This window comes from Microvirga sp. Mcv34, from assembly GCF_024519725.1.
Classification (GTDB): Bacteria; Pseudomonadota; Alphaproteobacteria; order Rhizobiales; family Beijerinckiaceae; genus Microvirga.
The window spans coordinates 52,028-65,723 of record NZ_JALJRK010000010.1 but is presented as its reverse complement, the minus strand read 5'-3'; the positions used below and the strand labels follow the sequence as shown (position 1 = coordinate 65,723).

The 13,696-nt window shown below is 64.3% G+C and carries 15 protein-coding genes; 8 read left to right on the top strand and 7 right to left on the bottom strand.

From position 1 onward, the window contains the following. Positions 1 to 397: 397 nt before the first annotated feature. From OC446_RS08350 to OC446_RS08340, 3 genes are all read right to left on the bottom strand, one after another. The gene (locus OC446_RS08350) at positions 398 to 1,159 is read right to left on the bottom strand and encodes an ABC transporter permease (RefSeq protein ID WP_262028579.1); all 762 of its coding nucleotides are present in this window, start codon (positions 1,157 to 1,159) and stop codon (positions 398 to 400) included. Further along, positions 1,156 to 2,127 (bottom strand): ABC transporter ATP-binding protein, encoded by a 972-nt coding sequence (locus OC446_RS08345; protein ID WP_262028578.1) that lies wholly within the window; start codon positions 2,125 to 2,127, stop codon positions 1,156 to 1,158. Before OC446_RS08345 ends, OC446_RS08350 begins: the two co-directional genes overlap by 4 nt. 191 nt (positions 2,128 to 2,318) lie before the next feature. Beyond that, on the bottom strand, positions 2,319 to 3,443 hold the full coding sequence (locus tag OC446_RS08340; protein WP_262028577.1) for a DUF2865 domain-containing protein: 1,125 nt from the start codon (positions 3,441 to 3,443) through the stop codon (positions 2,319 to 2,321). A gap of 158 nt (positions 3,444 to 3,601) precedes the next feature. Between OC446_RS08340 and OC446_RS08335 the strand changes: the two genes are divergently transcribed. Together OC446_RS08335 and OC446_RS08330 are read left to right on the top strand one after the other, a co-directional pair. Continuing rightward, the gene (locus OC446_RS08335) at positions 3,602 to 3,985 is read left to right on the top strand and encodes a VOC family protein (protein WP_262028576.1); all 384 of its coding nucleotides are present in this window, start codon (positions 3,602 to 3,604) and stop codon (positions 3,983 to 3,985) included. Positions 3,986 to 4,048: 63 nt separating this feature from the next. Continuing rightward, the gene (locus OC446_RS08330) at positions 4,049 to 4,552 is read left to right on the top strand and encodes a CreA family protein (RefSeq protein WP_262028575.1); all 504 of its coding nucleotides are present in this window, start codon (positions 4,049 to 4,051) and stop codon (positions 4,550 to 4,552) included. Positions 4,553 to 4,565: 13 nt separating this feature from the next. Here the strand turns inward: OC446_RS08330 and OC446_RS08325 are convergent, their stop codons facing one another. Then, positions 4,566 to 5,177, bottom strand: a complete 612-nt coding sequence (locus OC446_RS08325) for a LysE/ArgO family amino acid transporter (RefSeq protein WP_262028574.1) — start codon at positions 5,175 to 5,177, stop codon at positions 4,566 to 4,568. 94 nt (positions 5,178 to 5,271) lie between these two features. Between OC446_RS08325 and OC446_RS08320 the strand changes: the two genes are divergently transcribed. Next, the gene (locus tag OC446_RS08320; RefSeq protein ID WP_262028573.1) at positions 5,272 to 6,162 is read left to right on the top strand and encodes a LysR family transcriptional regulator ArgP; all 891 of its coding nucleotides are present in this window, start codon (positions 5,272 to 5,274) and stop codon (positions 6,160 to 6,162) included. Here the strand turns inward: OC446_RS08320 and OC446_RS08315 are convergent. Then, on the bottom strand, positions 6,159 to 6,482 hold the full coding sequence (locus OC446_RS08315; RefSeq protein WP_262028572.1) for a hypothetical protein: 324 nt from the start codon (positions 6,480 to 6,482) through the stop codon (positions 6,159 to 6,161). The two genes, OC446_RS08320 and OC446_RS08315, sit on opposite strands and share 4 nt — an antisense overlap. Positions 6,483 to 6,775: 293 nt before the next feature. Here OC446_RS08315 and cysS point away from each other — a divergent pair, with 293 nt between their 5' ends. The 3 genes from cysS to cimA all read left to right on the top strand — a co-directional run bounded on the left by cysS (position 6,776) and on the right by cimA (position 10,546). Continuing rightward, positions 6,776 to 8,302 carry a cysteine--tRNA ligase gene (cysS, locus tag OC446_RS08310; protein WP_262028571.1) on the top strand — a complete coding sequence of 509 codons (1,527 nt, stop codon included), beginning with the start codon at positions 6,776 to 6,778 and terminating at the stop codon, positions 8,300 to 8,302. A 142-nt stretch (positions 8,303 to 8,444) separates the two neighbouring features. Further along, a complete protein-coding gene (locus OC446_RS08305; RefSeq protein ID WP_262028570.1) occupies positions 8,445 to 8,954 on the top strand; it encodes a GNAT family N-acetyltransferase in 510 nt (169 codons plus the stop codon). After that, positions 8,951 to 10,546, top strand: coding sequence for a citramalate synthase (cimA, locus tag OC446_RS08300; RefSeq protein ID WP_262028569.1), 1,596 nt, complete (start codon positions 8,951 to 8,953; stop codon positions 10,544 to 10,546). The genes OC446_RS08305 and cimA overlap by 4 nt, the downstream gene beginning before the upstream one ends. A 36-nt stretch (positions 10,547 to 10,582) precedes the next feature. On the opposite strand, the gene OC446_RS08295 is transcribed toward cimA, so the two are convergent. Continuing rightward, positions 10,583 to 10,936 carry a BA14K family protein gene (locus OC446_RS08295; protein ID WP_262028568.1) on the bottom strand — a complete coding sequence of 118 codons (354 nt, stop codon included), beginning with the start codon at positions 10,934 to 10,936 and terminating at the stop codon, positions 10,583 to 10,585. A 182-nt stretch (positions 10,937 to 11,118) separates the two neighbouring features. Between OC446_RS08295 and OC446_RS08290 the strand changes: the two genes are divergently transcribed. Beyond that, positions 11,119 to 11,625, top strand: a complete 507-nt coding sequence (locus tag OC446_RS08290; RefSeq protein WP_262028567.1) for a DMT family transporter — start codon at positions 11,119 to 11,121, stop codon at positions 11,623 to 11,625. Positions 11,626 to 11,631: 6 nt separating this feature from the next. Here the strand turns inward: OC446_RS08290 and OC446_RS08285 are convergent, their stop codons facing one another. Then, positions 11,632 to 12,240: a TIGR00730 family Rossman fold protein gene (locus tag OC446_RS08285; RefSeq protein ID WP_410055033.1), complete on the bottom strand. Its 609-nt coding sequence runs from the start codon at positions 12,238 to 12,240 to the stop codon at positions 11,632 to 11,634. Positions 12,241 to 12,334: 94 nt separating this feature from the next. On the opposite strand from OC446_RS08285, the gene OC446_RS08280 reads away from it, so the two are divergent. Then, entirely contained in the window at positions 12,335 to 13,681 is a 1,347-nt protein-coding gene (locus OC446_RS08280; RefSeq protein ID WP_262028566.1) for a LysM peptidoglycan-binding domain-containing protein, read from the top strand. The last annotated feature ends 15 nt before the right edge of the window (positions 13,682 to 13,696 follow it).

Genomic DNA, 13,696 nt, shown 5'->3' with positions numbered 1-13,696 from the left:
ATTGCACAGCCTGATCCGACGAGGGGCGCGCTCGCGAGGCGTCGCAAGAGTGGGAGCAGGCACGGTCCCGCCGCAGGTCTCGCACACCTGTGGTCGCGGGAGGTCGACCTTGGGCATCGCCCCAGCTGGTCCACCTGAAAAGAACCGTGCGGGACGAGCAGTTCGGCTCTTCCAACAAACCTACTCACAGCGAGCCGGGCTGCCCGACACGCCACCCTCGACCCCTGATGAGGCTCGCAGCGCAAGCTGCGGGCCCACAGGCGCTGGCTCTTTGACATCAATAGGCATCACCCGCCGTGTCATGGCCGCAATCGTTGCGGCCACCCACGTCTTCGGAACCACCGCATCACAAGACGTGGATGCCCGGCTCAGGGCCGGGCATGACGGATGGATTATCCTACGCCTTGATCTTGTACCCGGTCCTGAAGATCCACCAGACGGCGCTGAGGCAGATCAGCATGAAGACCATGGTCATGGCGAGGCTCAGGCCCACGCCTACGTCGGCGACGCCGTAGAAGCTCCAGCGGAAGCCGCTCACCAGATAGACCACCGGGTTGAACAGGGCGACCGTCTGCCAGAAGGGCGGGAGCATGTTGATGGAATAGAAGCTGCCGCCGAGGAAGGCGAGGGGCGTCACGATCATCAGCGGGACGATCTGCAGCTTCTGGAAGCTGTCTGCCCAGACGCCGATGATGAAGCCGAAGAGGCTGAAGGTGACGGAGGTCAACACCAGGAAGGCGACCATCCAGACGGGATGCGCGATGGAGAAATCCACGAAGAGCCGCGCCGTGATCAGGATGATGGTGCCGATGATCACCGACTTGGTGGCCGCCGCCCCCACATAGCCGATCACGGTCTCCAGGGCCGAGATCGGGGCGGACAGCAGTTCGTAGATGGTGCCGGAGAATTTCGGCATGTAGATGCCGAACGAGGCGTTTGAGATGCTCTCCGTCAGGATGGAGAGCATGATCAGTCCCGGCACGATGAAGGCGCCGTAGCTCACGCCGTCGATATTGGCCATGCGCGAGCCGATGGCGGAGCCGAAGACGATGAAATAGAGCGAAGTCGAGATCACCGGCGAGGCGATGCTCTGCATCAGCGTGCGCCAGGTGCGGGCCATCTCGAAGAGATAGATGGCCTTGATGCCGTAGAGGTTCATGGGCGCCCCCTGACCAGACTGACGAAGATCTCCTCGAGGGAGGATTCCGACGTCTGGAGATCCTTGAAGTCGATGCCGTGCTCGTTCAGCTGGCGCAGAAGGCCCGCGATGCCCGTCTCCCGCGTCTGCGTGTCGAAGGTGTAGACGAGCTGGCTGCCGTCCGGTGACAGCTGCAGGTTGTCGGATTGCAGCTCGGGCGGCAGGCTCGCGAGCGGGCTCTGCAGGTGCAGGGTGAGCTGTTTCTTACCGAGCTTCTGCATGAGGGCGGTCTTGTCCTCGACGAGGATGATCTCACCCTTGCGGATCACCCCGATCCGGTCGGCCATCTCCTCGGCCTCCTCGATGTAATGGGTGGTCAGGATGATGGTGACGCCGTTCTCGCGCAGGCGGCGGACCATGTTCCACATGTCCTGCCGCAGCTCCACGTCGACGCCGGCGGTCGGCTCGTCGAGGAAGAGGATCTTGGGCTCGTGCGACAGGGCCTTGGCGATCATCACCCGGCGCTTCATGCCGCCCGAGAGGGTCATGATCTTGCTGTCCCGCTTCTCCCATAGGGAGAGGTCCTTCAGGATCTTTTCGAGATAGGCGGGATTGGGCGGCTTGCCGAAGAGCCCCCGGCTGAACGTCACCGTCGCCCACACGCTCTCGAAGGCGTCGGTGGTGAGTTCCTGCGGCACGAGGCCGATCTTGGTGCGCGCCGCCCGGTAGTCGCGGATGATGTCGTGGCCGTCGGCCGTGACGGTGCCCGTGCTCGGATTGACGATCCCGCAGATGATGCTGATCAGGGTCGTCTTGCCGGCGCCGTTGGGCCCAAGCAGCGCGAAGATCTCGCCCCGGCGGATGCTCAGATCGACGCTCTTCAGGGCCTGGAAGCCCGACGCGTAGGTCTTAGCGAGGCCAGAGATGGAGATGATCGGATCGAGGGCGCCCGTGGGCCGGGGGAACTCGGGGGAATCGAGCGGTTTCATGCCGGGGTGAATAGCATGCCCGGAGCCGGGGCGAAATGGATGGCCGCCGACGCTTCCTCGGCGTTACCGGCCTCGTGCCTGTAACGCCGATCCGGGAAGCCTCACGCTTCATGCAAGCGAGATGGCCGGCATCGGTCCCGGATCAAGTCCGGGGAGGCCATGCCATGATGGGCTTCGTTCCCGAAGTGACTTCAGTTCTGTGCGTGCGGAACGGGGATGATGTTGGGGGCGATCACCCGCACGGTCTTCTTCTGGCCATTGCCTGCGGGGACTTCCTGCTTCGAGCCTTCGCCCTGGCTGACCACGGTGTTGGTCTCGATGGATTGCGGGCCGATACCGGCCGATTCCTTGCTCGCCGTCGGGGCGGCGGCGGCGATATCGGCCGCTTCCTTCGTTTCCTCGTCGGCCTTCTTGTCGGCGGCCTTGCGAGCGGCCTGCGCCTTCGGCTTGGAGAGCTCCTCGGCCTTCTCGGCAGTGACGATCAGGTCGCCCTTGCGCTGCTCCAGCATGCTCTCCGCCTTGCGCAGGACCACGGCCCAGCTCTCGCCCTGCTTCTTGCAGGCGCAGCTCTCGTCGAAGGTCTTGCGGAACTTGAAGGCGTTCGCCAGCGACGTATAGGGCTGGTTCGTCGACAGGGAGGCGGCCCGGTTGAGGCCCTGGTCGCCGCCCGGATAGGCGAAGGCCAGGGTTTCCGTGCCGGGGCAGAGGGACTGGCACATCTCGTTGGCGCTCTGCCCGCCGCCCGGAGGGGTCGTCAGCGGGAAGAAGGAGCCGTCGCAGGTCTTCACGCAGATCAGGCGTCCGCCGCCCATGGCGGGCGGTCCGTCATCGGCGATGATCGGCTGCCCTTCGGGCATGATCTCCTGCTGCTGTTGCTGGCGCGGGGCGCCGAACAGGGATTCGAAGAAGCCGCGGGGTTGGTCTGTGGAGCAGGTCTGCTGGACCGCGACCTGCAGCTGACGGCGCCGGGCCTCGATCTGGCTCTGGTCGACGGCCTGCGAGGCGAGGCGGGCATAGCCGGCTTCGAGCTGGCGGATCTGCTGGGAGATCGAGCCGCACTCCGCCGGCGCCGGGCCCGACAGGAAGCCGAGCGGACCGCGCTCGCAGCCGATGTTGCGGTAATAGCCAACGAGGCGGTTGATCTCCATCCGCTGGGCCTGCATCTGGCCGGTCGGCGCGCTCCCGCCGCTGCGGTCCAGGGCCGCGAGTTCGGCCTGGAAGCGTTGGCACTGCGCCGACTGGGCATAGGCTGCCTGGCCGGCAGCCAGGAAGGCCGTCGCGGCGATGAGGGAGCGGAGAAAAGATATCTTTGCCATTGAGCTGATCGCAGAACCGGTCCGTTGCGGCATCGAATGCCTGGGTCAGGCAGGTGATGTGCCGCTGGAATTTGACCCTATTGTGATTAACGCCTTGCCCCCTTCGAGGGAAGCTGTCTAGCCTCGTCCTGAACAGCGACTCCGAAAAGTGATCCCGCATGTACTCCCATACGACCGTCGGGGCAAATGACCTCGCTCGGGCGAGAGCCTTCTACGATACCGTCCTGGCTCCGCTGGGGCTTGAAGTGCGCTTCTTGGACGAGAGCATCGTGGGCTGGGGCCTGCCCGGCGGACGGCCGCAATTTCTGGTCGTGCGCCCGTTCGACGGCCGCGAACCGAGCCCGGGCAACGGGTCCATGATCGCGCTGCTGGCCTCCGAGCGCCGCCTCGTCGACGCCTGCCATGCGGCCGCCCTGGAGCAGGGCGGAAGGGACGAGGGGGCGCCTAGCCTGCGGCCGCAATACCACGAGAATTATTACGGGGCCTATTTCCGCGACCTCGACGGCAACAAGATCTGCGTCGTCAGCCATCACCGGGAATAGGCTCTCGTCAAAGGCCGCAGCCATCCCCACATGACAGCGTAACCGTGGGAGACGACTGGTAAGATGTTTGCGAGAATTGCTTTGACCCTGGCCGTGACGATGGCTGCCGTGACGGGTGCCGCGGCCCAGGAGCCCGACCTGATCTTCAAGAAATCCACGGTCTGGCGGGCGCTCACCCCGGACGACAAGCTCGCGGTCTATGGGCTTGACGATCCCCTCGTGGAAGGCGTGGCGTGCCACTACACGACCCCGGAGCGCGGCGGCATTTCCGGCACCTTCGGCGTGGCCGAGGAGGTCTCGGACATTTCCCTGTCATGCCGGCAGGTGGGTCCGGTGAAGTTCAAGCAGAAGTTCGGCCAGGGCGACGTGGTGTTCAGCGAGCGCCGGTCCCTGATCTTCAAGAAGATGCAGATCGTCCGCGGCTGTGACGCCAAGCGCAACACCCTGGTCTACATGGTCTATTCCGACCGGCCCATCGAGGGTTCACCGAAGAACTCCACCTCGACCGTCCCGCTGATGCCCTGGGGCACCGAGGTTCCGCCGAAATGCGGGGAATGGCTGAAATAGGCGGGGACGGGCTTCAGGCCGCTCCTTCGCCGAGCAGCAGCCTTGCGGCCGTCAGCCACATGATGAGCCCGATGGCGATGTCGAGGATCCGCCATGTGATGAGTCGGGCGAAGAACGGCTTCAGCAGGCGCGCGCCGAAACCAAGGGAAAAGAAGAACGTGAAGGAGGCCAGCATGGCGCCGGCGGCAAAGGCCTCCTTGCCCTGCTCGAACTGCGTCGAGAGCGACCCGATCAGCACCACCGTGTCGAGATAAACATGCGGGTTGAGCCAGGTGAAGGCGAGGCAGGTGAGGACCACTCTGCCGAGGCTCTCCGGAGCGGCGTCGGACGGCCGCAGGGAGGCTGACCCGAACGCGGCCATGAAGCTGCGTCCGCCATAGACGATAAGGAAGGCCGCGCCCCCATAGAGCAGGATCGTTTCGGCCCAGGGCACCCTCGCGCTGAGCTGCGCGAAGCCGGACACGCCGGCGAGGATCAGGATCGCATCCGACAGGGCGCAGGTGAGGCATACGGCCAAGACATGCTCGCCGCGCAGTCCGATCCGCAGGACGAAGGCGTTCTGTGCCCCGATGGGGAGAATGAGGCTGAGGCCGAGCAGGAAGCCCGTGAGAAGGGTCGAGGTCATATCGAGGATCCGAGAAGGAGTCGACCTCTCTTAGGGTCCGGCCTAGAATTAGTGGAGTTAAACTCTTTGAACTCGACTTAGAATAACTAATCCCATGCTGGATTATTCCCACCTGTCCGCCCTCGCGGCGGTCGTGCGCACCGGCAGTTTCGAGCGGGCCGCCGACCTGCTCAACGTTACGCCATCGGCCGTTTCACAGAGGATCAAGTTGCTGGAGGAGCGGATCGGAGCCGTTCTCGTGGTGCGGGGCCAGCCCTGCACGGCGACGGAGGCCGGTCAGCGGCTGTGCCAGCACGTGGAGCTGGTCGCCCTTCTCGAAGGCTCCCTGCGTCAGAACCTGCCCGGGCTTCAGCCTGAGAGCCGCCCGGTGACCCTGCGCATCGCCGTCAATGCCGACAGCCTCGCCACCTGGTTCGTTCCGGCCATGGCGGAGACGGCAGGGTTCCTTTTCGACTTGGTGGTGGACGATCAGGACCACAGCGCCGAGTGGTTGAGGCGCGGGGAGGTCGTGGCGGCCGTGACCTCGCACGGCAAGCCGGTCCAGGGCTGCGACAGCTATCCGCTGGGCCATCTGCGCTATCTTGCGACGGCGAGCCCCGCTTATGTCGAACGATGGCTGCCGGATGGGTTGAACGAGGATTCGGCGTCTCGAGCCCCTTGCCTCGTCTTCAACCGCAAGGACCGGCTCCAGGCGCTCTGGCTCCGGCGGGCCCTCGGGGCTGATGTCATGCCGCCTGCCCATTGGCTGCCATCATCGCAGGCTTTCGTCGATGCGGCCCTGGCGGGATTAGGGTGGGGGATGAACCTGGAATCGATGGTTCAGGAGCATATCCGGGCGGGCCGCCTGGTGGCCCTGGAGCCGTCGGAGCCGCTGAAGGTGCCCCTGTTCTGGCAGCAGAGCCGGATCGTCGGTCCGCTGCTGGGAGACCTGACCCGGGCCGTCGTCGCGACCGCCCGGACCATGCTGTCTCCCATGCCGGCTTAGTTGGAGCAGGTCACGGAGACCGGCCGCTCCTCAGGGGCAAGGGCGGCCTTCTGGATGGTGCCCGTCACCTCGTCGGGGGCGATCTGGCGGTAGGACACCGCTTTCACGTAACCATGGGCCTCGCACCAAGCGGTCGCCACAACTTGGCCACATGCCTGGTTTGAAATCAGGCATTCCGCGACGCCGTAGCCGTCTGCGGCGGGGACCATGAAAGTTGCCTGGCTCGAAGAGGCCTTGGTGCCGTTGGGGAGCAGCGTCAGGGACGCGGCTGCAAGAAACACAACACTACCCATTCCGAGCATGGTGAATGCGCGGCGCATCGAAGACCTCATTGTTTGAACTCGGGCTATTATGCCACGAGTGTGCGTGAACAAAGCTCTAACGCGCTTTGCCGGAACCCGTTTCATGCGGCCGTGCAAATAAAACATGCTTACCAAACCGGAAACCTTGACGTCCCAGGGGCGAAAAGGCATTGATGGCTTCATGAACACGGCAACGATCCTCATTTCCGGGATTATTTGCGGCTAGCGCATTTCGCTGGCTGGAGCCGTCTCGTTCTCATTCCAAGATCGAAACCACCCTCCGGCCTGCGGCCTGACAGGGATATGGTTTCATGGCGGCACGCTTGAGGCTCTACAACACGCTGACCCGGTCGAAGGACGCTTTCGTCCCGATCGACCCTGGAAACGTGCGCCTCTATGTCTGCGGACCCACCGTTTACGACTACGCCCACATCGGTAACGCCCGCCCGATCATCGTCTTCGACCTTCTCTTCCGTCTGCTGAGGCATGTTTACGGTAAGGAAGCCGTTACGTATGTGCGCAATATCACCGATGTGGACGACAAGATTAATGCCCGGGCCGCCCGGGATTACCCGGACCTGCCCCATAACGAGGCGATCCGCGTCGTCACTCAGAAGACCGAGGAGCAGTTCCACGCCGATATCCGGGCGCTGGGCGTGCTCATGCCGGAGGATGTGAACGAGGCGGGTCAGGCTCCGCGCTTCGTCGAGCCCCGGGCGACCGAGCATATCGCCGAGATGCGCATGATCATCGAGCGGCTGATCGCCCGTGGGGCGGCCTATGTGGCCGAGGAGCACGTGCTCTTCTCCGTCGCGGCCATGCAGACGCTGCCGAACGTGCCGCAATACGGCGCCTTCTCGAAACGCTCCCTCGACGAGCTGCTCTCCGGCGCCCGCGTGGACGTGGCGCCCTACAAGCGCGACCCGATGGATTTCGTGCTCTGGAAGCCCTCGGGCCCGCAGGACCCCGCCTGGCCGTCGCCCGCCGGGATCGGGACGCCCGGACGTCCCGGCTGGCACATCGAGTGCTCGGCCATGGCGTGGAAGCATCTGGTCCAGGCCTTCGAGACCCGGCTGTCCTGCTCCGACCCAATGGAGCGCGAGGTTTTCGACATCCATGGCGGCGGCATCGATCTCGTCTTCCCGCACCACGAGAACGAGATCGCCCAGAGCTGCTGCGCCTTCGACACGCCGCGCATGGCCAATGTGTGGATGCACAACGGCTTCCTGCAGGTGGAAGGGGAGAAGATGTCGAAGTCCCTCGGCAACTTCTTCACGATCAACGAACTGTTAGAGACGAAGAATTTCGGAAATCAAAAGTGGCATGGCCGGGTGCTCCGACTCGCCATGCTGATGACGCACTACCGACAACCAATTGATTGGACGGTCGATCGGCTGTTTGAGGCTCGTGAAAATCTCTACGAATGGAATGTTCTTTGCCACGAGGCACCTGGCGCCGCCGAGACTCCTCAGGAAGTGATTGAGCCACTTTTTGATGACCTGAATACACCAGCCGCCATCGCCTCTCTCCATACTTTGGCTCGTTCAGTGCGCAGGTTCCAGAGCGGTCCCGAATATGTCGAAGCGGCATCGAAACTGCGGTTAGCTCTAGAGCTACTTGGTCTGTACGAGAAAGACCCCTCGTCTAAGCTGCTCATGCAAGACGTCAGAGATCGGGAATTCGATGCCAAGGTCGAAGCTCTGATCGCGGCGCGCAAGGACGCCCGGGCGGCGAAGAACTGGGCCGAGTCCGATCGCATCCGCGACGAGCTTGCGGCGCTCAACGTGGTGGTGAAGGACAACAAGGACGGCACGACCACCTGGGAGGTGGCGCGATGAACGTCATCGCATCCTCCAACGTCATCCCCGGGCTTGTCCCGGGGATCCACGCCTTTGCGACGGTGAGGCTCCATGACGTGGATGGCCGCAACGAGTGCGGCCATGACGTATGTTGTGGTTCGGTTGAAGGAAGGGCGCGCTGATGGGACAGGCATTGCCGAAACCGGGACTTCGTCCCTTCCTGCCGGCGGACCTGCCGGTCCTCGTGGACATCTACGAGGAGAGCATCGCGGAACTGACGGGCGAGGATTACAGCGAGAGCCAGCAGGAAGCCTGGATCGCGCGCGCCGAGGATGATGCCTTCGCCCAGAGGCTGACGCAGAGCCTCACGCTGATCGCCACCGTGGAGGGCTCTCCGGTCGGCTTCATCGCGCTCAAGGACAATGAGCTGATCGACCTGTTCTACGTGCATCCCGCCGCGGCCGGGCAGGGGATCGGCACCATGCTCTACGATGCCGTCGAGAAGCTCGCCGGCGCGCGCGGGGCTCCCCGTCTCGTGGCGGAGGTCAGCGACAACGCGCTGCCGTTCTTCCAGAAGCAGGGCTTCCAGCCGCAGCGCCGCAACACGATGCCGCTCGGCGACGAATGGCTCGCCACCACCACCATGGAAAAGCGTCTGGCCCCGCAGGAAGACAGGAAATTGTCGTCATGAGCCGCGAACGCATCACCCTTTTCGACACGACCCTGCGCGACGGCGCACAGACCACCGGCGTGGATTTCTCCCTCGACGACAAGAAGGCGATTGCGGCTCTCCTCGACAAGCTCGGCATCGACTACGTGGAAGGCGGCTATCCGGGGGCGAACCCGCTCGACACGACATTCTTTTCCGAGAAGCGCACGAAGAACGCCAAGTTCACAGCCTTCGGCATGACCAAGCGGGCGGGCCGTTCGGTCTCCAACGATCCCGGCGTCGCGGCACTGCTCGAAGCACAGGCCGATGCGATCTGCTTCGTGGCGAAATCCTGGGATTACCATGTGCGCGTGGCTCTCGAGACCTCGCTGGAGGAAAACCTCGGGGGCATCCATGAGAGCGTCGAAGCGGCGCGCGCCAGGGGGCGTGAAGTTCTCGTCGATTGCGAGCATTTCTTCGACGGCTACAAGGCCAATCCCGAATACGCTCTGTCCTGCGTGAAGACGGCCTATGAGGCCGGGGCGCGCTGGATCGTGCTCTGCGACACCAACGGCGGCACGCTGCCCCACGAGGTGAGCGCGATCGTCACAGAGGTGACGTCGGTCGTGCCGGGATCGCATATCGGCATCCATGCCCATGACGATTGCGGCTGCGCGGTCGCGAATTCCCTTGCGGCCGTGGAAGCGGGCGCGCGCCACATCCAAGGCACGCTCAACGGCCTCGGCGAGCGCTGCGGCAACGCCAATCTCATCACGCTCATCGGCGCACTGAAGCTGAAGGACGGCTATGCGTCCCGCTTTGAACTCGGCGTGACGGACGAGGCATTGAGCGGCCTCACTCATGTCTCCCGGCAGGTGGACGAGATCCTCAACCGGCAGCCGAACCGCCACGCGCCTTTCGTGGGCGCGAGCGCCTTCGCCACGAAGGCGGGCATCCATGCCTCGGCCGTGCTCAAGGATCCTCACACCTACGAGCACGTGGAGCCGGAGATCGTCGGCAATGCGCGAAAGGTTCTGGTGTCGGACCAGGGCGGCCAGTCGAACATTCTCGCCGAGTTGAAGCGCTGCGGCTTCACACTCGAAAAGGGCGACCCACGCATCGCGCGCGTGCTCGACGAGGTCAAGCGCAAGGAGGCGCAGGGCTTCGCGTTCGAGGGCGCGGACGCGTCCTTCTACGTGCTGGTCAAGCGCATGCTCGGCGAAGTGCCGGCCTTCTTCGACGTGGAGCGGTTCTCCGTCAACGTGGAGCGCCGCTTCAACGCGGTCGGCGAACTCGTCACCGCCTCGGAAGCCATCGTGAAGGTGCGCGTGGGCGACGAGGTGCTGATTTCCGCCGCAGAGGGCAACGGCCCCGTGAACGCGCTCGATGTCGCGCTGCGCAAGGATCTGGGCAAGTACCAGCACCTGATCCAGGACCTGGAGCTGGTCGACTATAAGGTCCGCATCTACCAGGGCGGCTCGGATGCGGTAACGCGCGTGCTGATCGAGTTCACCGACGGCTCCGGCGAGCGCTGGACGACGATCGGCGTGTCGGCCAACATCATCGACGCCTCGTTCCAAGCGCTGACGGACTCGATGGTCTACAAGCTCTTGCGGAGCAAGGCCTCGCTGTGACGAAGGGGAGCGCGGTGACGCTCCCGCTCCCGTCGTTCAGCGACACACGTGCCGGTGGCCGTCGCTTCCCATGTAGGTGTTCGAGCTCGGATCGTAGGTCCGGAACCTCTGGGTGCAGAGAGCTGCGTGCGCTTGCGCCGTGCCCGCCTGCGGCATCGTTCCTGCGACGCTGCCGGTCGACAGCGGCGCCGCGACACCCGGGACATCCGGGTCGTATGGATTCATCGTGGTGGTCGGGCCGTTCTTGCCGAACTGGTCGCGATGGTTGCAGTAGTAAGTCAGCGAGTCCGGAACGGCCGTGCAGTCGAGGTTGACGTCCTGGGCCTGGGCGGATGAAAGATATCCCGATACCAGCCCGCATGTCGCGATAAGGAAGAGGGACTTCTTCATGACCATCTCCTGTCGATAAGGTCGGAGATTAGTATCGATTGACAATTTGGACTGCGAGTTTGGTTCAAATGCGGGGATGGAAATCACATTTGCGATATTCATCGGCCACAAACCCCTTTAAAAAGCTTGCCTGACCTGCATTCAGGTCATGCCGTCGGCCAAGGCCGGAGCTTGCGTTTCCATTGATCGAAACTGACGCCGCGATACAGAAGGCGGTCGTTCTTCCAACCGGTATTCCCATGAACATCTCGATCCTGCTGCCGCTCCTCGGAATCCTTCTCGGCGGCGTCTTCCTCGCGTCTCAGGCTCCCATCAACGCTGCCCTGGCGCGCTCGCTCGGCGACCCGATCCTGGCGGCCTGCATCTCGTTCGGAATCGGCTTCGTCGTCCTGGCGGCGATCAGCGTCGTCCGGGGCTCCTGGCCGTCCGGCAGCGGCATGGCTGCGGCGCCCTGGTGGTCATGGCTCGGCGGCTTTCTGGGCGCGTTCTACGTCGCGGTCGTGATCTGGGGAGTGCCGCAGCTCGGCGTGGTCAGCACGGTGGCGGCTCTCATTCTGGGACAGGTGGTGGCCGCGCTGGTCCTCGACGCCGTGGGTGCTTTCGGCCTTCCTGTCCAGGCGATCACCTGGCAACGGCTCGTCGCGGCAGGCATGATCCTGGGCGGGCTTGTGCTGTCCCGCGCAGGATAGCAGGGGCTAAAACCGCGTCTCGATCTCGTCTTCGTGACTGACGATCCCGATCCGGCGCGCGGCATTCTCAAGCATGGGGATAACCTCTTCGACCCGCTCGGCCACCAGGTAGTTGAGCTCGAGGCCCGGACGGATGAAGCCCTGTTCGCGCATGTGAGCGATCAGGGTGAGCAGGGGCTTCCAGAAGCCCTTCGTGCTCAGCATCAGGATAGGCTTGGTGTGCTGGCCGAGCTGGGACCAGGTCATCTGCTCGACGAGCTCTTCGAGGGTCCCGATACCACCCGGCAGGGCCACGAAGGCGTCGGCCTTTTCGAACATCAGGCGCTTGCGCGTGTGCATGTCGGGCACGACGATGGTTTCCTGTACGTCGTCGAGGAGCCTCTCGCGGGACTTCAGGAAGTCGGGAATGATCCCTGTGACATAACCGCCGTGGTCGAGCACGGACTGGGCCACCGTGCCCATGAGGCCGACATTCCCGCCGCCATAGACCAGATTGATTCCCTGTTCGGCCATGGAACGGCCCAATACGGCCGCATTCTCCGCGAAAACGGGGTCGTCCCCGAAACCGGAGCCGCAGTAAACGCAAATGGATTTGATCGGTTTAATGGATGACATGTCTATTCTGGAGAGGCGGGGAGCCTCCCGGGCTGAGTCGTGAAGCATTAATTGTCCTTTATGGCCGTAGCCTTTTGAAAGATAAACGGTTTAAATGCACGAAAGTGCCGCGTTCGAGAAAAGCACCATGGCGGGTCCGAAGGAAATAAAAGGTACAATCGCGTTGCTCGGCGTTGCCGCTGCAGCCGTTGTCGCAGTTCTTCTCGGAGTGCTTTACTGGTCCTGGACCGGCCGGTCGGATTCGGCGCAGACGGCCTTGCCCGCCCAGCCATCTTCCGCATCCCAGGCAGCCTCCAACCAGCAGGCTGCGGCCAAGCCGCCCGCTCCCGGCGAGGACCCGGCCGCGAAGCCCAAGGACGGTCCAGTCGCCCCCTCCTTCGATCTTGTGCGGGTCGAGCCGGACGGCGAGAGCGTGATCGCGGGGCGCGCGGCCCCCGGCGCTACCATCGAATTGCTGCGCGGCGACCAGGTTCACGCCCGCGCCGCGGCCGACGCCTCGGGCCTTTTCGCCATCGTGCCACCGCCCCTGCCGCCGGGCTCCCATCTGGTGGTCCTGCAATCCATCGCGCCGGACGGCACCCGCCAGCGCTCGTCCCAGAGCGTGACGGTGGTCATCACCGACCCCAAGACTCGGCCGCTCGTGACCCTGACGGCTCCGGACAAGCCGACGGTAGTCCTGTCGAACCCCGAGCCGCCTGCCAAGGTGGCCGAGGAGCCCAAGGCCGAAACCAAGCTCGATGCGAAAACGGCCGAGACGCCTCCAGCCGCGCCGCAGCCCGGTCAGCCGGCGGCACAGCAGCAGGCGAGCGCGACGCCCGCCGCCCCGGCGGCTCCCTCGGGCGCTTCCTCGCAGCCGGCCCCACGGCCCGAGATCAAGATCGTGACCGTCGAGGCGGAGGAGGGGAAGCTTTTCGTGTCCGGCCAGTCGGCACCGGGCGCGACCGTGCGCCTCTATCTCAACGAGAGCTTCATCGCTCCGGGCGGAGCGGGCGGCGACGGCAAGGTGTCCTTCTCGATCGGCAACGGCGTGAAGCCCGGCGATTACCGGATCCGGCTCGACGACGTGGATCCTGTCTCGGGGCAGGTCAGGTCCCGGGCCGAGGTGGGCTTCAACGTGCCTGTCCAGGTGGCCTCCGCTCAGCCTCAGGTCCCGGCATCGGCCGCCCAGCCATCCTCTCGGGCTCAGACCTCCCGCGAGCTCGCCTCCGCTCTGCCTGAAGGGCAGATGGCCAGCGCCGGAACGGTCGTGGTCCCGAACATCAACACCACCATCGTGTCCCGCGGCGACAACCTCTGGCGCATCAGCCAGAGGATCTACGGCAAGGGCCTGCGCTATACGGTGATCTACGGGGCGAACCAGGAGCAGATCAGAAATCCGAACCTGATCTATCCGGGTCAGGTCTTCGTCCTGCCGGGCGATCAGGAGCCGAAGAGCAACTGAAGCTCTCGGACGGGC